A 21,775-nucleotide genomic window follows, 5' to 3' on the forward strand; every position below is an offset into this window, starting at 1 on the left:
CTGCTGGTTTACCGGAACCCGGAGGTATTTGACCCGGATAGGTTGAGTACGTCCTTCAGCATCGCCAGTGCCGCCCCCTTCGGGCTGGAGCGGCCGCCCTGGACGGTGATGTCCCCGGCGTCCGGGCACCTGAAGACCATGGCCTTTTCCGGTCCAGCAATGGCGAAAAGCGGGTCTCCCGGCGCCACGGCTTCCAAGCGGACTGTGACGATCATGGGCCGCTCCAGGGAGGCGGACGCCACGGCGCGTAAACGCAAGCCTTGCCCGGAGGCCTCCAGCGCCCTGGCGGCTGTGGAGGAGTCGATGGGCTCCGTCCCCACCGCAATGGTGGACACGTCCCAGTTCCAGAGAAGCCCGGCGATAAGCCGCACCTTCGTGGCCGCATCCTTCCCGGACAGGTCCGCGGAAGGGTCTGCCTCCGCGATGCCGCGGACCTGCGCCTCCAGGACCGCGGACTCCAGCCCGGCACCGCGGGACAGCTCATCCAAAACAAACGTGGACGTGCCGTTGGGGCAGGCCCGGACAGCGTTGCAGCCCATGCCCCGCAGCGCGACGCGGGCCATGTCCGCCGTGGGAAGCGCGGCGCCGGTGGCCCCGGAGATGCGGATGCGGCTCCCGCCCTCGACCGCGGCATGCTCAAGGTGCCGCCAGTGGCTGAGGATGTGGCTTTTGGTTGCTGTCACCACATCCACACCACTCCGGAGCGCTGCTGCCGCCTCCTCCAAGGCGCGCGCATGGGCCTCCGGCGACGATGGCAGGGCCTGGACCAGGACAGTGGCGGCGGCCCGGGACAGCGTTTCCTCAATCGGACCGATTGGCACCCACAAAGAACGGGCAGGCACTGCGGAACCGGGCGCGAGGAAGGCTTCCGCCCCGTGACCCCGGACGGCAGCGATGTGCAACAGGGAATCCTGCTCCAGGACAGCCCCGGCAAAGGCGCGGCCCACGGCACCGAAGCCGGACAGGACCAGCCGCACGGGTTCCACCAACGGCCCCTACTTCTTCGTCATCCTGTACCGCTCAATCTGCCGCAGCCGCCGCAGGAGGCTGTCGCGCCGCGGGTGGGGGACGGCGTCGGGATCTTCCGCGGTGAGGTCGATGTGCTTGGTGCCGTACTGCCAGAGGAGGAGGTCATCCAGGAGCCGGTCCGGGCCGGGGGAGTAGCGGTGGTCCAGGGCTTTGCGGACTTCCGTGATCTGGTTGGCGCTGAGCAGTGCGGCCAGTTGCATGGTCTGGTTGAGCCCGTGCGCGGCGAGGAGCTCGGCCGCCCAGCCCCAGTCGTCGTCTACCTTGCGGTCCACGTGCGGGAGCAGGGTCCGCCAGACGTCCCGGATGCGGTTGGGCGTCAGCGGCGCCGCGCCCTCGCCGTCCATGTCCCAGTAGCCGCGGACCTCCTCGTAGCTTTCGTGAAGGTCGGAGAACGCCGTTTCCACGGTTTCCAGCATGGCGGCGGTGGCGGTGAACTGCCGGTCGAAGTGCGGCGTCCAGGCGCGCGGGTCCTCGGCCTTGAACCGGATATCGTGCTCAATCTCGCTCCACGCGTGCGCGAAAATGGTGCGGATCTGGCACTCGAAAAAGTAGCTGCCGTTGGGCTGCAGGTCCGGGTTGAAGACCTGCTGGTACTCCTTGACGGCTTCGTTCTGGATGGTGCGCAGGATCAGGTGCCGGCTGGAATACCCGTAGGTGCCGGACTCGATGGAGCCGATGTCCTTTTCCCGGTCGCCGCGGCAGTCGAAAAGCTGCCGCTGGCGCTTGATGATGTTGGCCACCTCGGCGTTCTCCGCCGGCAGCTTGGTGATCACCCGGATGCCCACCATGTCATTCAGCGTGCGGAACGGGTCCGGAAATTTCAGGAGCCTCCGCCCACCCGGCTCCAGCGGCTCCTCGGTGCGCGAGATCTTTTCCTTGAAGGATTCCACGGTCTTGGTGCGGCCGGTAACGAACAGCGGCGTGACCTCGCTGTCCTTCAGCATGTCCCGCAAAACCAGCAGGACATCACGGGTAACCAGCTTCAGGGCAGGCCGGACGCGCTCATAGATTTCCACGTTGTGCTGCACCGACTCACGCAGCGGTGCGTCCAGACTTTCCCAGTTACTCGGCATGGTCCCAGCTTACGGCCGGGGTCCGACAGGAAGCCTACGTTGCGGCGGCCGACGTGGAGCCGCGCACCACCAGCGAGGTCTCCAGGGTGACGCCACCGGACCCCAGCGACTTCCCCTCCATGAGCCCGCGCAGCTGCTCCCCGGCCTTCTGGCCCAGGGCCGTGGCAGGCAGGTGCACGCTGGTCAGGCCCGGATTGCTGGTGGCCGAATAGGGCAGGTCGTCGAACCCGGCCACGGCCAGCTCCCCGGGAATCCGGATCCCTGCGACGCGCGCTTCCTGCAGCACCCCGTACGCGTGGGTGTCGGTGGCGCAGGCGACGGCGGTTACTCCCGCGCGCTGCCAGTCCGGCCACGCTTCGGCGAACGCGCCCGCCGCGGCACCGACGTCGATGGTGGTGCTGATAATGCGTTCGGGGCTGACGGTGATGCCGCGCGAGGCGGCCTCCTCCAGGAACGCCGCGCGCCGGACCGCAAAGGTCTCGGTGCCGGTCACGCTGTCCACATAGGCAGCTTCCCTGTGCCCGGCGCCGGCCAGGTGCGCCGCCAGCTGGCGTGCCCCGCTGGCCACATCAAGGTTCACGGAGGGCGCGTAGGACTCCAGCCCCGGCGCATCAAGCAGGACAAGGGGCGACGGCGATGCGAGGTCTTCGAGGAACCCCGCGTTGGGTGCGTCCACCAGCAGCCCCGCCGGCCGCAGGGACATCAGGCGCCGGACGTCGTCGGCCTCCGGAAATTCGCCGGCCTCGGTGACGGACAGCAGCAGCTGGTACTGCGGGCCCAGCGATTCCCGCACCCCGGCGATCACCTTGGCGAAGAACGGGTTGGAGATGTCCGGCGCCACCAGGATCACAATCGAGCTGACGCCCTTGGCCAGGGAACTGCCGATCCCGTCCACCACGTATCCCAGCTCCGCAATGGCCTCCCGCACCCGGGAAATGTTGTCCTCGGCCACGCGCCCGGCGGTCTTGCCATTGGCCACCAGCGACACCGTGGCCACCGAAACGCCGGCCCGCGCAGCGACCATCGCCGCCGTCACCCGCCGCGGCCGTGGCCGTTGCTGCTGCACCTGTTCCCCGGAATCCATACTTTGATCGTAGTAGTCCCCGCCTCGCACGGATTGCGGGCCCTGCAGGCCTCCACGGCCACGCCGACCAGCTTCCTTGTCCCCTATGGCATCAAGCGTTTGACGTGCGGCAATGCCCCCCATCACGTTAAGCGCTTGACGTGGACCACAAAACCCTGCCATGATCACTCGCGGAATACTCAAGACCCCTGCCCGCAAGGCAGGCCCCAATGACGTGGAGCACCATCGTGGAACCTAATCCCCAAGAGAATCAGTCCCGGACGGGTTCAACAGAACCCCGGAAGATCATCCTGGACTGCGACCCCGGCCACGATGACGCCGTGGCCCTGCTGCTGGCGCACGGCAACCCCAACATCGAACTGCTTGCCGTCACCACGGTGGTGGGCAACCAGACCCTCGAAAAAGTCACCCGCAACGCCCTGGCCGTGGGCACCATCGCCGGCATTACCGGCGTCCCCTTCGCCGCCGGCTGCCCCCGCCCGCTGGTCCGCAGCATCGAAACCGCACCGGACATCCACGGCGAGTCCGGCATGGACGGCCCCGCCCTGCCCCAGTCCACCATCGAACTGGACCCCCGCCACGCCGTCGACCTCATCATCGACACCGTCATGGCGCACGAGCCCGGCAGCGTCACCCTGGTCCCCACCGCCGGCCTGACCAACATCGCCCTGGCCGCCCGCAAGGAACCGCGCATCGTGGAACGCGTCAAGGAAGTGGTCCTCATGGGCGGCGGCTACCACGTGGGCAACTGGAGCGCCGTGGCCGAGTTCAACATCATCATCGACCCCGAGGCCGCCCACATCGTCTTCAACGAAAAGTGGCCCGTGGTCATGGTGGGCCTGGACCTCACCCACCAGGCGCTGGCCACCCCGGAGGTGGTGGGGAAAATCGCCGCCATCGGCACCGGGCCCGCCAAGTTCGTCACCGAACTGATGGACTTCTTTGCCCACACCTACAAGGACGCGCAGGGCTTCGACTACCCGCCGGTCCACGATCCCTGCGCCGTCGCGTACGTCATCGACCCCAGCATCGTCAGCACCCGCAAGGTCCCCGTGAACATCGAACTCCAGGGCACGCTGACCCTGGGCATGACCGTCGCGGACTTCCGCGCCCCGGCCCCCGCCGACTGCCACACCAGCGTGGCCGTGGACCTGGACCACGCACGGTTCTGGGACCTGGTCACCGACGCGCTGGTCCGCATCGGCGAGCCGGCCGGCGTCGTACGCCCGGAAAGTGCCCAGCTCACCGCCGGAGGCGTCAAGTAGATGGCCACCGCAACCATGACTGAAACCAAGACCGGCCGCGGCAACATCGCCGCCCTCATGACCGCCCTGCTGGCCGCCTGCGTGGCGTTCCAGCTCAACGCCTCCATGCTCAGCCCCGCCCTGGTGACCATGGGCCAGGAACTCATGGCGGACCAGGCCCTGATCGGGCTCTCCCAGACCTGGTTCTTCACCGCCGCGGCCCTGTTCTCCCTGTTCCTGCCGCGCCTGAGCGACATCATCGGACGCAAGAAGGTCCTCGTGGGCATGATGCTGCTCATGGCCGTGGGCTCCGTTATCGCCGCGCTGGCCCCGGACATCACCTGGCTCTTCGTGGGCCGGATCATCCAGGGCGTCAGCGGCCCCACCGTCCCGCTCTGCCTGATCATGCTGCGCTCCGCCGTCAGCAACCCGCGCAAGTACGGCACCCTCATGGGCCTCATCACCGCAGTCAACGGCGGGGTGGCCGGCGTGGACTCCTTCGTGGGCGGCTACTTCGCTGAGCACTTCGGGTTCCGCAGCATCTTCTGGCTGATGGTGGTCCTGGCACTCGCGGCCACCGCCCTCATCATGTTCCTCGCCACCGAGAGCAAGCCCGGCGCCGGCACCCGGATGGACTGGCGCGGCGTGTTCTTCATCGTCGTCGCCGTGGGCGCCCTGCTCACCGCGCTCAACGAGGCCGCCAAGCTTGTGGCCGGCTTCGACTCCGGCACGCTGATGCTGAGCCTGGCGCTGGTGCTGGTCTCCGCCGTCGCGTTCTTCGCCTTCTGGCGCACCGAACAGCGCGCCGCCCAGCCGATGGTGGAAACGGTGCACCTGCGCCAGCGCGCCACCTGGGCCCCGCTGCTCACCACCACCCTGACCATGACCGGCATCTTCGCGGTGATCAACGGCATCGTGCCCGCCTACGTCCAGGCCGCGGACCCCGGCTTCGGGGTGGGTCCCACCGAAATGTCGCTGATCATCCTCACCCCCTACGCCCTGCTGGGCTGGCTGGTGGGCCCGCTCAGCGGACGCCTCGCCCCGGTCCTTGGGTACACCAAGGTGCTGCGGATCGGGCTGCTGGGCAGCATCGCGGCGCTCGCCGTCATCGCCTTCCTGGGCCTGCACAGCCTGCCCATGATGATTGCCGGAACGGTCTTGCTGGGCATCATGTACGCCGGTACGGTCAACATCATGCTCAACGGACTCGGCGTCGTCCTCTCGCCCGCCGGCAACCCCGGCTTCCTCCCCGGCATGAACGCCGGCGCCTTCAACCTGGGCGCGGGACTGAGCTTCCTCATCCTGCCCGCCGTCCTGGTGGCGACGTCCGCACTCGGCGACGCGACGGCGTCGTACCTGACCGTCGTGGTGGTCGGCCTGGCGCTGACCGTGGCAGCGTTCGCGGCGTCGCTGCTGATCCCCAAGCCGGTTGAGGCCGAGGTGGCCGCATGAGTGCTGCCGCTGCCGCTTCAGGCCGGATCGTCGTCGTCGGCTCCCTGAACGCCGACCTCACCATTTACTGTGAGCGGCTTCCGCAGCCCGGCGAAACGGTCCAGGGCAACGGGTTCGCCGTGAATCCCGGCGGCAAGAGCGCCAACCAGGCCGTGGCCGCAGCCCGGCTGGGCGGGCACGTCAGCCTGGTGGGCGCCGTGGGGGAGGACGCCAACGGCAACATGCTCGAGGCTTCCGTGGCCGGGGCAGGCGTGGACGTCAGCCATGTGCGCACGTCCCGTGAGCCCACGGGTGTTGCCGTGATCGCCGTGGACGCCCGCGGCGAGAACAACATCATCATCTCGGCCGGCGCCAACGGCACCCTGTCCCCGGCGGACGTGGCCGGAGCCGCGGACGTCCTGGAGGGCGCCGCCGTGGTGAGCCTCTGCCTGGAAGTCAGCATGGAGACGGTGCTGGCCGCCGCGCAGGCAGGGCACGACGCCGGCGCAACAGTTTTGCTCAACCTGTCGCCGTATGCAGAGATCCCGTCAGCCCTGGCCGGGTTGGCAGACGTCCTGCTGGTGAATGCGCACGAGGCCGCGCTGTTTTTGGCTTCTGACATTCCAGGGGCCGATGCTGTTGGCTCTGACTGGGACGCGGTGCGCGAACGTTTCGCACGCCACGGGATCCAGCAGGTCCTGGTGACGCTGGGTTCCCAGGGGTCCGTGGTGCTGGACTCGCTCGCTGCACCCGGCGCCCGGGTGACCCGCGTCCAGCCCACCACGGTGGACGCCGTGGACACGACCGGTGCCGGGGACGCTTTCACCGGTGCCGTTGCGGTCCGGCTGGCGGCGGGCGATGCGCTCGCGGAAGCCGCCGCATTCGCCTCCGTTGCCGCGGCGCTGGCCACCACCCGCAAGGGGACGCAGGCGGCGTATCCGGAAGCGGCCGACGTCGAACGCCGCCTCGGTACGGCCTAAACCCCGTCGATTGCTCCGTACTTGTCGTTTTCGCGCCCCAAAACGGCGTTTACGGAGCAATCGATTCCGGAAGGGTGAGGCCGGTGTGCTCCGCGAGCCGGGACAGCAGGGCGTCCTGGAACCGCGGATCAACGGCGGCCGGGTGCGGGGCCTGCAGGTGCTGGTGGTACCAGTAGCCCCCGCCGGCCAGGGCGGCCGGATCATCACTGGTGGCCAGCCATTCCTGGGTGCGGTGGCCCAGTTCCAGGCTGTCCGGGGCAGACCGCCCGCCCATCCGGGTGGGCACCCAGCCGGGATCCACCGCGTTGCTGGCGACGCCCGGCACCAGCCTGGCCACGGCTGCCGACAGCGCAGTGACGTGCAGCTTGGTGGTGGAGTAGGAGGCCGTCGTCGTGCGTCCTGCCCAGTCCATGCCGTCCAGGCCGGTGTCGCCGCCGCGGTGCATCCCGCTGCTCAGGTAGATGAGCCGGCGGGGGCCGGGAATGAGGGCGGTGAGCACGTACGGTGCCACCACGTTCACCGGAAGCAGCGCCGCGCCGCTCAGGACGCCGGCATTGTGGATGACAACGTCGATGCCGCCGATTCCGTTGACGTCCTCCGCGATTTTCCGGACGTCCGCCAGGATGGCCAGGTCCCCGACAACACTCTGCGCCCCGCGGTCCAGCAGGTGCTGGACTGCGGGGATCCGCTTCAGGGACCGCGCGTGCACGATCACCTCGTGGCCGTCCCGCAACAGCGTGTCCGCCGCCGCGAGGCCAAGTCCGTCGGTGGATCCGGTGATGAAGATGCGTGCCATGTCCGGCCCTTCTTTCGCTCGTCGTCGCCCTGCCGCTACCGCCTGGTGCTGCCGGATGCCACGCGGACCGCCTCTTCGGAGAAGACCTGGTCTACGGCGCCCGGAGCAAAGATCTTCCGCATGACCAGGGTAGCGAGCCCCGAACAGGCAGCCTGGTCCTCCGGATGCCCTGTTTCCACCACCAGGCCCTCGCCGATGCGGTCCACCACATCGGCGAGAACGCGCTCTCCCACCTGCGCTGCGAAAAAGTCCAGGGAACCCAGGTCGCCGCCCAGGACCAGCCGGTCCGGGTTGAGCGTTGTGACGGTGGCGGCCAGGGCGCTGCCCAGCACCTCCGCTGCCGACTCAACGGCGCCGAGCACGGCCGGGTCGCCGGCCCCGGCGGCGGCGCGGATGTCAGCCATATTCCTGAAGCCCCGGCCGCTGAGCTTTTCGCTGAGTGCCCTGCCGGAACTGTAGGCGGCGAGGCAGCCGCGGCGGCCGCACCGGCAGAGCGGGCCGTCCGGGGTCATGCGGATATGCCCGATGTCCCCCGCCGCGCCGTGGGCGCCCCGCAGGATGGAGCCTTCCACCACAATGCCGCAGCCAATGCCGGTGCCCACTTTCACGTAGACCACGGTTTCGGCATCGCTCCTGCGCTCACCCAGGCCGGCCGCCCTGGCATCATTTTCGACGACGAGGGGCAGGTCCCAGGATGCGGTGACCGCTTGCACCACGGAGTCGTCTGCCCAGCCGGGGAGGGTGGTGGGGTGCCGGACGTGCCCGGTGTCAGCCTCCACGGGGGCCGGAAGGCTGACACCGATGCCGAGCAGGGTCTCGTTCTTTCCCTGGGCCAGCAGCTCCTGCCCTTCCCGGATCAACGGACCCAGCACGGACTCGGCGGGAGCGCTGACATCGAGGGTCTTCGTGAAGGAGCGCAGCTGCCGGCCGGTGGTGTCGGCGATGCTTACCGTTCCGTGGGTCTGGCCCAAGGTGATGGCGAGGACCACCCTGCCCCGGTCTTCGAACCGGATCTTCCGCGACGGGCGGCCCCCGGTGGACCCCAGCGGTTCGGCTTCGTAAATGTAGCCCCGCCGCGTCAGGGTATCCAGCCGTTCATACAGGGTGGCACGCGACATCCCGGTGGTGGAAAGGAGCTGCTGCCGCGACAGCCCATCCGCGGCGCGGATCAGCTCCAGCAGGTGTCCGTGCGACGTCGCCCCAACCAGTCCCGCAGGCACTCTTTCAACCGTCACTCCGGCCCCCTTTCCCGGTTTCCCAGCCTACTTCCCCGGACGGTTCTCCTGGGCCGGCCCCACCCACTCAAGCGCCGCAGCCGCGGTCCAGGCCTGTGCGAGGCTTCCCAGGGGCTCGCCGGTGAAAGGCTCGTAGTACTCGCCGAACTGCAGGTCGGAAAGCTGTTCAAGGGACGCCGACCTGAGCGCGTCGACCAGGGCGGTCTCGCCGTCGCGGGCACAGGCCCAGCCAAGCAGCAGGTTGAGGAAAGGCCACACCGGTCCGCGCCAGTACGTCCGCGGCCGGAAGGCCTCACTGGCCGGAGAGGTGGAGGGCGGCAGGGCGAACCGAAGGCCTGGGAACCCCATCCACCGCGGTCCGAGCAGGAGCTCCCGCTGGGCTGCGAGAAGGGCGGGGTCGCCGCCGGCGACGAGGGGAGCGAAGCCCGAGACAGTTTCGGTGCCGATCCACTCCCGGGCCAGTACATCGTAATCGCGCGCCAGCCCTGTGGCCGGGTCCACGGTTGAGGCAACGCCCTCCCGGAAGCGGGTGGCCATGTTTCTGAGTTCTTCGGCGTCCTGGTCCCGGCCGATTTCCGCAGCAAGTCCTGCGAGTACGTCGCTGGAGGCCGCCATGATGGCGGAAAAGAAGACGTCGCGGACACGGAAATCCACGGCGTCCTGCACGGCGGCATCATCGAACCTCACCTCCGCCATTTGCTGCACCAGCCACAGGTACTTGGTGTATTCGGCGTCGTCGGGCCGTTCGCTGGCGTCCGCGACGTGCAGGACGTCGCGGCGGGTGAAGGGCGGCACGGTTCCCGGCACGATCCGCGAGTAGGGGCCGTCCCAGCGGGGGGAGTTATCGAACCCCGACTCCCAGCCGTGGTGGATTTCAACAAGTCCCACGCCGTCGGGGTCCCGGACGGTGGCCAGCCACCGGTGCCACGCCAGCCAGCCGTCAAAAGATTCGGCCAGGAACGCCTCGGCCACCTCCTGGTCCGCGCTGCCGTTCTCCCGTCCGCGGTCCACGATGTGGCGCAGGGCGATGGCGTGGACCGGCGGTTGGCAGATGCCGCTGCTTTTGATGCCTTCCGGCAGCGCCGCGGCGTCCGCCGTTCCCCACCGGTCGAAGCCCGGGAAGTAGCCGGTGTGGTTGTCACTGAAGACGATGTGCGGAATCATCCCCGTGGACCACTGCGCTTTGAGGAGGCTGCGCAGCTCCGTCACGGCACGCGGAACGCTCGTCCGGGCCAGGCCGATGGCAACGAACGCCGCGTCCCAGCTCCACATATGGGGGTACAGGTTGGGGGCGGCACTGGTCATGGTGCCCAGGTCATTGACCTTCAACACTTCAATGGCGGCTGAGCGCAGTTCTTCCATGGACAGGGAATGGGTCAGGTTCATGAGGCCTCCAGTGCCATTGACGTTTCGCGGTCATAGACGCGCATGGTGTTCGGGGCGAAGCCCAGCCAGATGGTCTGGTGGGGTGCCGTCTTGAAGGTGGGGGGTGCCTGCACCTTGAGGGTGTGTCCGTCGACCTCAACGGTGAGCAGGATGGTGGATCCCATCGGCTCCACCACCAGGACCGTAGCGGCCACATCGCCGGAAGACCGGGTGCTGCTTACCGTCACGTTTTCGGCGCGGACCCCAAGGAGGACGTCCTTGCCCGCGAAGGAACGCAGGATGGACGGGGCAATGAGCCGCTGTTCACCCAGCACCAGCGTGCCGCCGTCGTGGCTGACTGCTGCGTCCAGGAAGTTCATCGGCGGGGAACCGATGAAGCCGCCCACGAACCGGTCGGCGGGTGCGTCGTAGACGTCCAGCGGGTCACCCAGCTGCGCGATCCGGCCCTTCCGCATCACCGCGACCTGGTCTCCGAGGGAAAGTGCCTCGCTTTGGTCGTGCGTGACGTAGACCGTGGTGGTCCCGAGGTCCTGGACGATCTTCTTGAGCTCGGACCGGAAGGTCAGGCGCAGCAGGGCGTCGAGGTTGGACAGCGGTTCATCCATCAGCAGGACGTCGGCGTCCATGACGATTGCACGCGCCACGGCGACCCGCTGCCGCTGGCCACCCGAGAGGTTGGCCGGCAGCCGGTCCAGGTAGGGGCCCAGTTGGAGGAGATCTGCTGCCCACTGGACCTTGCGTTCGATCTCGTCGGCAGGAACCTTCGCCATCCGCAGCCCAAATCCGATGTTGTACCGGACCTTCCGGTGCGGGAACACGGCATACGACTGGAACACCATGGACAGGTTGCGTTTGTTGGGCGGCAGGTAGGTGACGTCGCGGCCGCCGATGGAGATGGAGCCGGAGTCCGGCAGTTCAAGTCCGGCGATCATCCGGAGCAGGGTGGTCTTTCCGCAGCCGGAAGGGCCAAGGAGGACGGTGAATTCACCGTCCGGGATGGACAGGGACACGTCATCCGTCGCGCGTTCGGATCCGCCCGGATAGGTCTTGACGAGGTTGGAGATTTGGATGTCAGCCACGATCGGCTCCTTCAAAAGAATGGTGGTGAGCGGGGGAGGGGCCTAGCGGATGGTTGAGCCCCACATGTTGGTGAGGTACCGGCGCATCAGGGCGATGAAGATGATGGACGGGATGACCAGGGCAAAGCCCCCGGCGAACCTGTAGGCCAGCGGTGAGTCTGACAGCGAGCTGAGGACCTGCGCGGGCAGGGTGCGGTGGTCGAGGGTGAGGATTGACGCGCCCAGCACTTCATTCCAGGACATGACGAACGTGAAGATCGACGCCGCGGCGAGGCCCGGCAGTGCCATGGGCAGCACCACCCTGCCAAACGCCCCCAGCGGTGAGCAACCAAACAGGCGGGCAGCTTCCTCAACATCAACGGGGACGCTGAGGAACACGCTGGCCGAGATCAGGATGGTGGTGGGCAGCGCCAACGCCGTGTGGAGCAGGATGACGGCGTAGGTCGTGTCGTAGATGTCCACGGTGAGGAAGAGCCGGGCCAGGGGGACGGACAGCACCACGATGGGCAGGGCGCGGGTGAACAGCAGGAACAGCTGGTAGGGGTCCTTGCCGGGGAAAGTGAACCTGGCCAGCGCGTACCCTGCAGGGACTCCGATCAGTGCCGACAGCAGGAGTGTGCCGGCGCCAACAATCAGCGAGTTGCCCAGGGCTCCGAAGATTCCCGTGGAGCCGAGGAAAGCGTTGAGCGTGTCCACGGAAAGGTTTGTGGGAAGGAGCGACAACGGAAACTCGTTGAACGATTCCCGGGTGGAAAGCGCCGCAAGCGAGATCAGGTAGATGGGAATCAGCATGAAAAGCGAGACGGCGATGCATGCGGTCTGCAGCAGGATCCGGTTCCGCCTTCTCCGGGCGATGGGGGTGGTGTCCACAGTGGTGCTCATCGGAGCCCTCCCTGGTTCTTGTCGCGGAGGGCCCGCAGGTAGAAGATCGATGTCAGCATGGACACGACGAGGATGACGAGTGCCAGCGCCGCAGCGACGTTGGGGTTCTGCAGCCCGGTGTACCAGCGGTAGGTTTCACCCACCACCAGGGGAAAGTTCTGGCCCGTGAGCGCCTGCGCCACCGCGAAGGTCTGGAACGCAAGGATGGTCCGCAGGATCAGTGCCACCTGGAGGCTCGGCTTCAGCAGCGGCAATGTGACGTGCCGCAGGCGCTGCCAGAATGTGGCGCCGAAGACCTGCGCGGCCTCGTCGTAGTCCTTGGGGATGCCCTGCAGCCCCGCCACCACGATGATGAGCACCAGGGAGGTTGCGCGCCAAAGTTCGGCGATCAGGACGCAGATGAACATGCTGGTCTGGTTGTCGTACGCCAGCCAGGAGGTGCCCTGCAGTCCGAACCAGGAAAGGACCGAGTTCAGGTACCCGCGGTCGTTGAAGATTGCGAGCCAGACCAGGCCGGCCGCCAAGTCGCTGAGCGCCAGCGGTATGGCCCAGACAAAGAAGTGGACTTTGTGAAGCCGGGGGTTGCTCCGCAGCATCAGGGCCATGGCGATGGCGAGGGCGAACTGCAGCGGGATCATGACCACGATCAGCAACAGCGTGTTGCGTACCGCCGGCCAGAAGTATGGGTCCTGCACCATGCGGTTGACGAACTCAAAGGTGAAACCCTGGTCATTCCTGAAGGCCTGCAGGACGCCCTGGATGACGGGCCATCCCAGCAGCAGCGCCATGAATATCACCGAGGGGGCTATCAGCAGGACGGCCGGCGGTATCCTGCGCCGGCGTGGCGGCGCAACAGTTGCCGCGGGGGTGGGGGGTGCCTCTACGGCCATTACGCTACCTCGCACTTCGTGGAAACCGGATCGGGCGCCCAGCAGGGAACATTCAAGCCCTTCAGGATGGTGTTCAACTGCGTCGCCTGCGTATCGAGGACCTGCTGGATGGGCCGGGTTTCCAGGCAGATCTGCTGGAAACAGTTCTTGAAAATCTGCGACACTTCGCCCTCTTTGGCGCCGAGGCCCACCGGGGGAAGGGCCAGGAGGGCGCCGGCAGACCGCTGCTGCCGGCGGACTGCGGCAGCTTCGAGCGCAATAGCGCCGGTCAAGTCGGAGGGAAGCTCCGTTTGGACCACCGGGAAGAAGGCGTTGCTGCGCAGGGTCTCGATCTGGGACGCGGGTTCGGTCAGGGCGCGAATGGCCTTTTCGGCGAGGTCGCGGTCCTTGCCATTTTTTGGCAGGGCCATCCCGGCGATGATCAGCATGTAGCCGCGGCCCTTGGGCCCTCGTGGTGCGGGGACCATGAGCCAGTCGTCGGGCTTGTCAGCAGGGGCATGGACCAGGCGGGCCACGTGGTCCCAGGCGACCAGGACCTCGCCCCGCGCCAGGGGTTCCTGCATGTAGTCATAGTTGGTGGATGCCGGTGCCATCGCGGACCACAGCTCCTGCATGTAGTCCCAGCCGGCTGCGGCATCCTGGTTCCGGAACGTGGTGATCTGCCCGCCGGTGAAGCTGGGCAGCAGGAAACCCTGGTAGAAGCGGTGGTGCAGGCCTTTTGGTCCGGCGGGCATCCCGAAGACGGGCCGGCCAGCTCCTTGTTTAGCCGCCTTGGCCCATGCGAGGTAGCCCTCGTAGGTAAGGTCGTTGACGTCCACCCCCGGGGGCAGCCACTCCAGGGCCTTCTTGTTCACCGCCACCACGTAGGTTGCCTGCATCCAGGGGACATACCGCGAGGTGGAACCGCCCACCTTGGTCAGCTCGAGCATCTCCTTCGTGAAGCCGCGCCCTGACAGGTCCCTGAGGAGGCCATCGACATCCTCCAGGGAGTCGGCCAGCGGAGCGAGCTCACCGTGAAGTCCGCCCAGGAGCGAGGTCTTCACGTTGCCCGCGCTCGCCTGGGAGGTCACCGTGGAGGCGAAGACGCCGGGGTCCACGGAGTTGTAGGCGGTGGGGACTTTCGCGAATTTCTTGAGGACTGCCTCGTACCGCTGCTTTTCCTCCACGGGCGTGAACTGGGTGGAGAGGAAGCCCACGGTTCCCTGGCCGGCTGCTGCGCCGCTGGTATCAAAACCTGCACAGGATGCGAGGAAAGGGGCCGACATGGCCGTTCCCAGTCCGGCCAAAAGGAGGCTCCTGCGGGAAACGGGCCCTCGCTGGGGATGAAATTTCGGGTCGTTCATTGAATGCTCCGATCGAGTGTGCGCCACTGCACAAACTTTCGTTTAAGCATTAGACATAAGTCGGAGGGTGTCAACCCTTCGGTTCGAACGCCAATTGACAGAAAGGGTTCACCACGACAGCGGAAAGCGGCCCGGCGTACGCCGGGCCGCCTTCTGTGCGGACTCATCCAAGCCGGCCCCGTACCGGAGCCAAGTGGAGGTCAAAGGAGGGTTCGGCTCAGCCGCGCTTCCGGCCCAGGATCAGCGCCAGCAGGCCCCCGAAGACCAGAAAGAGCAAACCCACCACCAGCAGCCCGGTGTTGATGCCGGTGTCGGCCGGGGGCGTGGACCCGGAGGCGCTGGCCCCTGCCGGCGCGGCGTCCCCGGCGCCCCCGGCGGCTGCGGCCGTGTGGGCGGTGTGGGCGGTGCGGCCGGAGGGCTGGGCCACGGAAGAAACCGTGCCGCCCAGGAAGGGGGCGGCGGTGTGGGTGGCGGGAATCGTGGCCGGCGTTGCCGGCGTGGTGCCGGCGGCATGGGCGGCTACGCCGTTGGAGGCCAGAAGGCCGCCTGCGATCACGGCGCTGAGCAGGCATCCACGGATAGTGCGGTGCATCATTTGGAAGTTCTCCTGAAAGTTGGATCGGGCCTACTGCTTAGCCCGGGATTTGCTCATTCCGCGTTGGGGCGCAGAGGGGCCTCAACTAGTCAGGAAAGGATCCGGGGTAGAAGGACACACCGTCCGGGGCAGTGGGCAGACCGCCCTGGACGGCGGCTGAGCCGGCCGCCGGGATCTGCAGGTTATGGGCGTCCAGCCACGCGGGCATGGCGGTGCCATTGCCGGACAGGCTGCTTCCGCCGGTGGCACCGGGGACGCCGGGCAGCGGATCAGCCGGCCCGCGGGACGGCGGGCTGTGCGGATCCGTCCCCGTCAGCAGCGGCCGCCCGGCGGACGGCTCCATCCGCGGGTCGCACGGCAGGCTGTTGCTGTGAAACTTCCCATGGGACAGCGGGATCTCGAGGAGGGGCCGGGCGGAAGCCGGCGCTGTGCCGCCTGCCCCAACTTCCAGTTCGGCCGGCCGGGCAGGCACGGCATCACCCGCCTGCGGAATGTCGACACCCGCAAGGAGGGGTGCCATGGCCGTGGGCGGGGGTGCAGTGGGTGCCGCCAAAGGAACGGCGCCGATGACCGGCTCAAGGACCGGCGCAAGCGGCTCCAGGGCCGCGCCGGCCACGGGAGCAACGGCTCCTGCCGTTTCGCCGGCAACGCCGTCCACAGTGCCAATGGCAGGATCAACCACTGCTGCCACGGCTCCTGCCGGTACCACGGTGCTGACCACCGGAACAGCCTGCACCACGTCATCGGCCACGGTGGTGACCTCCTCCACGGCCGGGCGGAGGGGTGGAATTGCGTTAGGTGACGGGGTGCCCGGGGCTCTTGCCGGTCCGGATTCCGCTGGTTCCAGGACGTCCCCGGCCCGGTGAGTGAGGGTGGCGGCAGCCGATGCCAGCGCGGACGGGCCGGCTCCGGGAAGCGGGTCGGCGGGAGCGGAGGTATCAGCGGATGCACCCGCGGCGGACAAAGTGATCCACGATGCGGCTGCCGCCACCGCGAGCAAGAGGGGTCGCAGGAACGTCCAGGCAGCCAGTCTTGACTTCACCGAGTACGCCTCCCCCCCAGAGTTACCTGCAAACAATGCTGCCCACCATAAGCACAGCCGTGCAGCAGAGTCCAACCACCTGGGGAACGCCATCAATACCAGGCGGTCACATGTTTGCCCTGCTCAGGCCGCGTCGGTCGGGGCGGCCCGGTGGTTAATGTCCGCGGTCAGGGTGTCGATGCGGTCCATGGCTTCACTGAGTTTCTCGACGGCGGCCCACAGGTCCGGCTGCTGCTGACGGACCTGTTCCAGGGTGGCCCCGGTGGAGCGGAGGGATCCGAGGTCGAAACTGACATTGGTGCGGGCGCCGGCCACTGCCGCACGGAGGGCGCCGAACGCGACCACGACATCTGCGACCAGTGCCCGGTTGCCGTTGGTGGCCAGCCAGGCGAGGTCGTCGATCGCCTGGATGGCCCGCTCGCCAAGGACAGCAGAGGATGCTGCGGCTTCCAGCGACGCGCGGCGGATTGCCTCGTCCCGTTCCGGGCCCGGTTCCAGCCGGAAGGCGGCGCCGAAGGCTTTGGAGGCGGACGCGTCGTCATCAGCCAGCTTCAGGGCTTCCCGGCGCAGCGCCCGCGCCCGCGCCCGTATCCCGGCCGGCTCCCCGCCGTCGTCCTCCCCATTGCCGCTGTAGCCGGCGACCATCGACGTCAGCGATGCCGCCACTGCCAGCATCAGGCCGGTCCCGGCGCCCCCGCCCGGCGAACCCGTGGACTCCGCCAGCGCGCGTGTCCACTCCTCAACAGTCGAATCCTGGGTGGTTACTTCAGCATCTTCCATGCCATGAACCGTGCCCACAAGGGCCGCTGGCTAAACGGAAACAGCCGGAATGCCCGCGCTGGCCCAGTTATGGCTGCGGGACCCTGGAAAGTCCAAGGTCCCGCCGTCGTTAACCACCCCAAAAGTGGGCCAGTGTGGCACTCACCCGCCGGCGGGCGCCTGTAGTGTCGGCAAGGTGCAGCGGCATAGATACCAGTACGGCCAGGACCCCAGCCAGTGGGGCGAGCTTTTCCTGCCGGATCTTCCGGCCGGCAGCAAGCACCGGGGCGTGGTGGTGGTGATCCACGGCGGCTACTGGCGCTCCACCTACGGCGCCGAACTGGGGGAGCCGCTGGCGATGGACCTGGCGGAGCACGGCATGGCCGCCTGGAACCTGGAGTACCGCCGGGCGGGCAACGGCGGGGGCTGGCCGGAGACCTTCCGGGACATCCTTGCGGGCATCGACAAGCTTGCCGCGCTCGCAGGGCCCCACTCGTTGGACCTGGGCAAAGTGGTGGCGCTGGGGCATTCGGCCGGCGGCCACTTGGCGGTGTGGGCGGCGGGCAGGGACCGGCTGGATGGGCTTGGGACGGCGGAGGCCCGCCAGGTAAATAACACGAACGACGGCGTCCGCCTCACCGGGGTGGTCAGCCAGTCCGGGGTGCTGAACCTGGCCGACGCCGAAAGGCTGGGCCTCAGCAACGGCGCCGTGGACAACCTGCTGGGCGGACCGTCGTCGGACTTCCCCGGACGCCACCGCGTGGCCGACCCGATGGCCGTGCTGGCGCTGGACGTTCCGGTCTACGTCGTCCACACGACGGAAGACGACGATGTTCCTCTGCGCATGTCCACAACGTACGTGGACGCCAGCCGTTCCGCAGCCGTCCCGGCACGGCTGGTCATGGTGCCGGGGGACCACTTCGCGCTCATCGATCCGGCCGCGGAGGCCTATGTGACGTGCCGGGAACTGGTTGGAAAGCTGCTCGGCTGACACGAACTGCTGACGCTGGCCGGTTTCTGGCAGAGTATGACCATGCTCACAGTGATCGGCGAAGGCCTTGTTGACGTTGTCCAGCGCGCTTCCGGAATCGAGGCCCACGTGGGCGGAAGCCCCCTGAATGTCGCCGTGGGCCTGGCCCGGCTGGACCACCCGGTGCAGTTCATTGGCCGTTACGGCCGGGACGCGTACGGCGACTCGGTGGCTGCGCACCTGCGCGCCAGCTCCGTCATGCTGCCGGTGCCCCCGGACGAGCTGCCCACCAGCGTGGCCACCGCATTGATTGACGACGACGGCGCCGCCACCTACACCTTCGACCTCGCCTGGGAGCTGCCGCACCTGGCAGACCGGCTTGGCTTCATGCTGCAGGGAACCACCCTGCTGCACACCGGCTCCATTGCCACCATGCTGGCACCCGGGGCCACAGAAGTGCTGGCCGCCGTCGAATACGCCCACCCGTCCGCCACCATCAGTTTCGATCCCAACTGCCGGCCCAGCATCATCACGGACGTGGACTTTGCCCGGCGCCAGGCCGAAAAGTTCGTCACGTTGTCCGACGTGGTCAAAGCGTCCGACGAGGACCTTGCCTGGCTTTATCCGGGACAGGATGTGCTGGATTCGGCCCGCAAGTGGCTGGCGCTCGGCGGGGAAGAAGGTCCCGCCATGGTGGTGGTCACCCGCGGTGCGGACGGGCCGTGGGGTGTGTGCCGTGCCGGCGAAGCCGCCATTCCTGCGCCCAGGGTGGAAGTGGCGGATACCGTGGGGGCGGGGGATTCCTTCATGGCGGCGCTGCTGTCCGGCCTGGTGGACCGGGAGCTGGACGGCGCCCAGAACCGGCAGGACCTGCGCGACCTTCCCGTCGAGGGACTCTCCGAACTCCTGGCACACGCCGCCCGCGCCGCTGCCGTCACCGTGTCGCGGCCGGGTGCCAACCCGCCGACCCGGGAGGAGCTCCACGGGGCTGAGGCCACGGAGGGTTAGAAGGGCCTAGAGCTGCGGGACGCAGGGACCGCTGCCCAGCAGGGCCAGTCCGGCGAGGTCACCCGCAGCGAAGGTCCTGACGCCCATGTTTTCCGCATACATCAGTTGCGTCGGATCATTCACGTGGTCCAGGCCCAGCACGTGTGCCAGTTCGTGCATGATGATGGCGCGCACCTCCGCCGCGCCGTCCGGGCGGCTGGCGATGATGCCGGCAAGGTCAGGGGCATCAAGGCGCACCTGGCCGGCTTCGAGGACCAGCGGCTGCCCGGCGGCCTCCACGTAACCGCTCCCGCCAAGGCCGGCAACATTCCCGGCAAGGCCCGGCGTTTCCACGGGCGTTGACCAGGCGATGAGTACCGGTACCCACCGCTTTCCGTAGCGGTCCGGCTGGAAAGCGGACCGGTCATCCGACGGCGCTTCCGTGGTGGGTCCGTCATAGACAAACTGCAGGCCGGAGGCCTGGGAGACTGCTGCCACTGCCTCCCGGACCAGGACATCGCCACCCGGCAGCGCGTTGTCCGGCCGGACAACGTAATGGACCGGGCGGCACGGATCGTAAGCGACCAGCCGTTGGCCCTCTTTCGGCGACTCCTGCAGCACAAAGGCAGCGGAGCCCGTGCTAGCGGGCGGCGTGCCCAAGGGTGCGGAGGCTGCCTCATGCCCCGGCGGCGGCATTTTCGCCCCGGGCAGGTAGGGAGCTGCGGTGGGAAGAACCACGCGGTCGAACAGTGTCGGCGCGAAGTACAGGCAGACCACCAGGGCGATCCCAAGGACTGTCCGCAACCGGATCGTCCCCAACGGGGCGGTCCGCTTCGACCGGAACCCTTCTTGTCCCGCCCTGCTCCGGAACTTCTTCCGCCGCCCTTGACCGGCTTCAGCACTGCGCCAGGGCGAAGGGGACTCCGCCCTGCCGTACGCTTCATCGATGGCCCATTGCGGGATGCGTCCACTGGGGGAGCGCCGGACGTTTGGCGGCGCGAACCCGCCGGGCATGTCCCGATGAGACTTATCGTCATTCCCGAAGCCGTGCACCGGCACCCCCTGATTCCTGCCGCCCGCCGGCCAACCCTCCCAGCCTAGGGGCGGGCTGCCCGGCCTTGCCGCGGGAAAGGCGCAGGATTTAGGCAAGAAAGGCGGCCGCGCCGGATGCAGGCCGCTCCGGGGCCGAAGGAGAGGCCTGAGGCCACATCGATTGCTCCGCAGATGCCGTTATGAGGAGTCAAAAGGGCGTTTACGGAGCAATCGATGAGGCTTTACTCCTTGCCGAGTCCTGCTGCCGGGGTCTTTCCGGTCGAGACGCTGTTGAGGGCGCGCAGGTCGAAGATGCCGTTGATGTCGGCCTGCTTGGTGGTGCCTGCGGTCACGCCGTCGGCCAGGAGCTTCTGGTAGGTTCCGGCCAGCGGGTCAACGGTGAAGACGATGTTCTTCAGGGAGCGGTCAATGACATCCGCCTTCAGTTCGGCGCCGGCTGCTTCCTTGAGGGCTGCATTGATGACGGTGGCCTTGTCGCCGGCTGAAGCGCTGTTGAGCCATTCGACCGACTTCGCGTGGCCCTTCAGGAGTGCCTTGACGGTGTCCGGGTGGTCGGCCGCGAACTTCTGGTTCACGATCAGGATGGTGGTGGGGAACTCGCCCGGCTTGCCGGACAGCGAACCGTCCCACAGGTCCTTTTCGTCCACCAGCACCTTCGCGCCGGCATTCAGCACCAGGCGTGACGCCCACGGCTCAGGCAACCACGCGCCGTCGAGCTTTCCGTCCTGGAACAGCTTGAGGGTCTGGGCGTTCTCCGTGGGGTTGATGGCCACGTCACCGCTGCCGTCCACCCCGGTCTTGTACCCCTGGGAGGAGAGCCAGGCGCGCAGGGCCACGTCCTGGGTGCCGCCCAGCTGCGGGGAGGCGAGCGTCTTGCCCCGGAGGTCGGCGGCGGAGGTGATGTCCGGCTTGACCACCAGCTGCGCCCCGCCGGCTGCGGCGCCGGCGATGATGTTGATCGACTGGCCCTGGCTCTTCACGAAGGAGTTGATGGCCGGGTTCGGCCCAATGTAGGTGGCGTCGATGGCCCCTGCGTTCAGGGCTTCGATTGCCGCTGGGCCGGCGTTGAACACCTGGGTGCTGAGTTTGGTGCTGCCGAGTTCATCCTTGATGAGGCCTTTGCTGACGCCCACGAGGGCCGGGGCATGCGTGACGTTTCCAAAGTAGCCGAGCTTCAGTTCGGCCGCGGGGTTGCCTGACGGGGCAGCCTCCTGCGAGGCTGCCGGTGTCCCGCTGTTCACGGCGGACGCGACGGCGGCGCCCCCACCGATGAGGGCCAGGACGGCTGCCGCGATTCCGATCCTCAGGCCGAGCGGGCGTGTGGGCTTGGCGGGCTGCCCGGCGACGATGCGGGTGGAGCCGTGCTGGTCTTCCGGACTCTTGTCCTGCTGGTTTGCCATGGGAAAATCCTTTGCTGGGGTGGATGCTGAGACGAGATTACGGAGCGCCCAGCGGCCCCACAATCGATCCCGTAGCGGGCGTTCACGCGGCGACGCGAACGCTCAACGCGGCGCAGTGCGGCGTCAAAAATCGTCGTGCGGGGACGCTGTTCGGAGGTCCGGTGGAGGAGGCCCTGTTCGACGCCGGGACGCAACGGCGGCCTTGGATGCCATCAGTAGGTGCGGGCCGTGATTCGCGTGCTGCATTGTGGGTACGTGCACGGCATGGGGATTTTGTAAAACTAATCAAGGAGACTCTCATGTTGCTTTGGATTGCCATCATCATCGCCGTTCTCTGGCTTCTCGGATTGCTCGCGAACATTGGCGGCGGCCTGATCCACATTCTGTTGGTTGTCGCAGTGGTGGTCCTGATCTTCCACTTCGTCCGTGGCAGGTCCCGCGTCTAGCAACCCCGCGTCCCCGCCGCCGGCCCAGCGTCCGGCGGCGGGAACCGTCGGCCCCAGGCCGCCTTGCAGCC

Annotated in this window: 21 protein-coding genes; 6 read left to right on the top strand and 15 right to left on the bottom strand. The window is 67.8% G+C overall.

Annotated features, from left to right (window positions below; translation table 11 throughout):
* Positions 1-8: 8 nt before the first annotated feature.
* The 3 genes from MRBLMD1_RS07260 to MRBLMD1_RS07270 are packed head-to-tail and all read right to left on the bottom strand — an operon-like array spanning position 9 to position 3,126.
* On the bottom strand, positions 9-986 hold the full coding sequence (locus tag MRBLMD1_RS07260) for a hypothetical protein (RefSeq protein ID WP_364398512.1): 978 nt from the start codon (positions 984-986) through the stop codon (positions 9-11).
* Between the two features lie 9 nt (positions 987-995).
* The gene (locus MRBLMD1_RS07265; protein ID WP_364398514.1) at positions 996-2,102 is read right to left on the bottom strand and encodes a GTP pyrophosphokinase; all 1,107 of its coding nucleotides are present in this window, start codon (positions 2,100-2,102) and stop codon (positions 996-998) included.
* A gap of 34 nt (positions 2,103-2,136) precedes the next feature.
* Entirely contained in the window at positions 2,137-3,126 is a 990-nt protein-coding gene (locus MRBLMD1_RS07270; protein ID WP_370871796.1) for a LacI family DNA-binding transcriptional regulator, read from the bottom strand.
* 269 nt (positions 3,127-3,395) lie between these two features.
* On the opposite strand from MRBLMD1_RS07270, the gene MRBLMD1_RS07275 reads away from it, so the two are divergent.
* Genes MRBLMD1_RS07275 through MRBLMD1_RS07285 form a run of 3 tightly spaced genes read left to right on the top strand, consistent with a single transcriptional unit; the run spans position 3,396 to position 6,841 of the window.
* Positions 3,396-4,451, top strand: coding sequence for a nucleoside hydrolase (locus MRBLMD1_RS07275; protein ID WP_364398516.1), 1,056 nt, complete (start codon positions 3,396-3,398; stop codon positions 4,449-4,451).
* Positions 4,452-4,466: 15 nt separating this feature from the next.
* On the top strand, positions 4,467-5,882 hold the full coding sequence (locus MRBLMD1_RS07280) for an MFS transporter (RefSeq protein WP_364398518.1): 1,416 nt from the start codon (positions 4,467-4,469) through the stop codon (positions 5,880-5,882).
* Positions 5,879-6,841: a ribokinase gene (locus tag MRBLMD1_RS07285; RefSeq protein WP_364398520.1), complete on the top strand. Its 963-nt coding sequence runs from the start codon at positions 5,879-5,881 to the stop codon at positions 6,839-6,841. Before MRBLMD1_RS07280 ends, MRBLMD1_RS07285 begins: the two co-directional genes overlap by 4 nt.
* A gap of 49 nt (positions 6,842-6,890) precedes the next feature.
* Here MRBLMD1_RS07285 and MRBLMD1_RS07290 read toward each other — a convergent pair whose 3' ends face one another.
* The 10 genes from MRBLMD1_RS07290 to MRBLMD1_RS07335 form a co-directional block, all read right to left on the bottom strand.
* On the bottom strand, positions 6,891-7,637 hold the full coding sequence (locus MRBLMD1_RS07290) for an SDR family NAD(P)-dependent oxidoreductase (protein WP_224024117.1): 747 nt from the start codon (positions 7,635-7,637) through the stop codon (positions 6,891-6,893).
* Positions 7,638-7,672: 35 nt separating this feature from the next.
* Positions 7,673-8,872, bottom strand: coding sequence for an ROK family transcriptional regulator (locus tag MRBLMD1_RS07295; protein WP_275181391.1), 1,200 nt, complete (start codon positions 8,870-8,872; stop codon positions 7,673-7,675).
* A 27-nt stretch (positions 8,873-8,899) separates the two neighbouring features.
* Positions 8,900-10,258 carry a glucosylglycerate hydrolase gene (gene ggh / locus MRBLMD1_RS07300; RefSeq protein ID WP_364398523.1) on the bottom strand — a complete coding sequence of 453 codons (1,359 nt, stop codon included), beginning with the start codon at positions 10,256-10,258 and terminating at the stop codon, positions 8,900-8,902.
* Complete coding sequence (locus MRBLMD1_RS07305; protein WP_364398525.1) at positions 10,255-11,337, bottom strand: ABC transporter ATP-binding protein; 1,083 nt, start codon at positions 11,335-11,337, stop codon at positions 10,255-10,257. The genes ggh and MRBLMD1_RS07305 overlap by 4 nt, the downstream gene beginning before the upstream one ends.
* A gap of 42 nt (positions 11,338-11,379) precedes the next feature.
* The gene (locus tag MRBLMD1_RS07310; RefSeq protein ID WP_159634702.1) at positions 11,380-12,219 is read right to left on the bottom strand and encodes a carbohydrate ABC transporter permease; all 840 of its coding nucleotides are present in this window, start codon (positions 12,217-12,219) and stop codon (positions 11,380-11,382) included.
* Positions 12,216-13,109: a carbohydrate ABC transporter permease gene (locus MRBLMD1_RS07315; protein ID WP_159634699.1), complete on the bottom strand. Its 894-nt coding sequence runs from the start codon at positions 13,107-13,109 to the stop codon at positions 12,216-12,218. Before MRBLMD1_RS07315 ends, MRBLMD1_RS07310 begins: the two co-directional genes overlap by 4 nt.
* Positions 13,109-14,374 (bottom strand): ABC transporter substrate-binding protein, encoded by a 1,266-nt coding sequence (locus MRBLMD1_RS07320; protein WP_224024125.1) that lies wholly within the window; start codon positions 14,372-14,374, stop codon positions 13,109-13,111. The genes MRBLMD1_RS07315 and MRBLMD1_RS07320 overlap by 1 nt, the downstream gene beginning before the upstream one ends.
* 295 nt (positions 14,375-14,669) lie before the next feature.
* Positions 14,670-15,047 (bottom strand): hypothetical protein, encoded by a 378-nt coding sequence (locus MRBLMD1_RS07325; RefSeq protein ID WP_364398528.1) that lies wholly within the window; start codon positions 15,045-15,047, stop codon positions 14,670-14,672.
* An 85-nt stretch (positions 15,048-15,132) separates the two neighbouring features.
* On the bottom strand, positions 15,133-16,089 hold the full coding sequence (locus MRBLMD1_RS07330) for a hypothetical protein (protein ID WP_364398530.1): 957 nt from the start codon (positions 16,087-16,089) through the stop codon (positions 15,133-15,135).
* Positions 16,090-16,212: 123 nt separating this feature from the next.
* Positions 16,213-16,869, bottom strand: coding sequence for a cyclodeaminase/cyclohydrolase family protein (locus MRBLMD1_RS07335; protein WP_364398532.1), 657 nt, complete (start codon positions 16,867-16,869; stop codon positions 16,213-16,215).
* Between the two features lie 175 nt (positions 16,870-17,044).
* Here MRBLMD1_RS07335 and MRBLMD1_RS07340 point away from each other — a divergent pair, with 175 nt between their 5' ends.
* Entirely contained in the window at positions 17,045-17,839 is a 795-nt protein-coding gene (locus MRBLMD1_RS07340; protein ID WP_364398534.1) for an alpha/beta hydrolase, read from the top strand.
* Between the two features lie 42 nt (positions 17,840-17,881).
* Positions 17,882-18,826 (top strand): carbohydrate kinase family protein, encoded by a 945-nt coding sequence (locus tag MRBLMD1_RS07345; protein WP_224024132.1) that lies wholly within the window; start codon positions 17,882-17,884, stop codon positions 18,824-18,826.
* Between the two features lie 6 nt (positions 18,827-18,832).
* Here the strand turns inward: MRBLMD1_RS07345 and MRBLMD1_RS07350 are convergent, their stop codons facing one another.
* Together MRBLMD1_RS07350 and MRBLMD1_RS07355 are read right to left on the bottom strand one after the other, a co-directional pair.
* A complete protein-coding gene (locus MRBLMD1_RS07350; RefSeq protein ID WP_364398536.1) occupies positions 18,833-19,609 on the bottom strand; it encodes a matrixin family metalloprotease in 777 nt (258 codons plus the stop codon).
* Positions 19,610-20,079: 470 nt separating this feature from the next.
* The gene (locus MRBLMD1_RS07355) at positions 20,080-21,258 is read right to left on the bottom strand and encodes an ABC transporter substrate-binding protein (RefSeq protein WP_364398538.1); all 1,179 of its coding nucleotides are present in this window, start codon (positions 21,256-21,258) and stop codon (positions 20,080-20,082) included.
* A 299-nt stretch (positions 21,259-21,557) separates the two neighbouring features.
* Between MRBLMD1_RS07355 and MRBLMD1_RS07360 the strand changes: the two genes are divergently transcribed.
* The gene (locus MRBLMD1_RS07360; RefSeq protein WP_159634671.1) at positions 21,558-21,704 is read left to right on the top strand and encodes a lmo0937 family membrane protein; all 147 of its coding nucleotides are present in this window, start codon (positions 21,558-21,560) and stop codon (positions 21,702-21,704) included.
* Positions 21,705-21,775 lie beyond the last annotated feature (71 nt).

The sequence above is a fragment of the Pseudarthrobacter sp. LMD1-1-1.1 genome (assembly GCF_040676255.1).
In the GTDB taxonomy this organism is placed as follows: domain Bacteria; phylum Actinomycetota; class Actinomycetes; order Actinomycetales; family Micrococcaceae; genus Arthrobacter.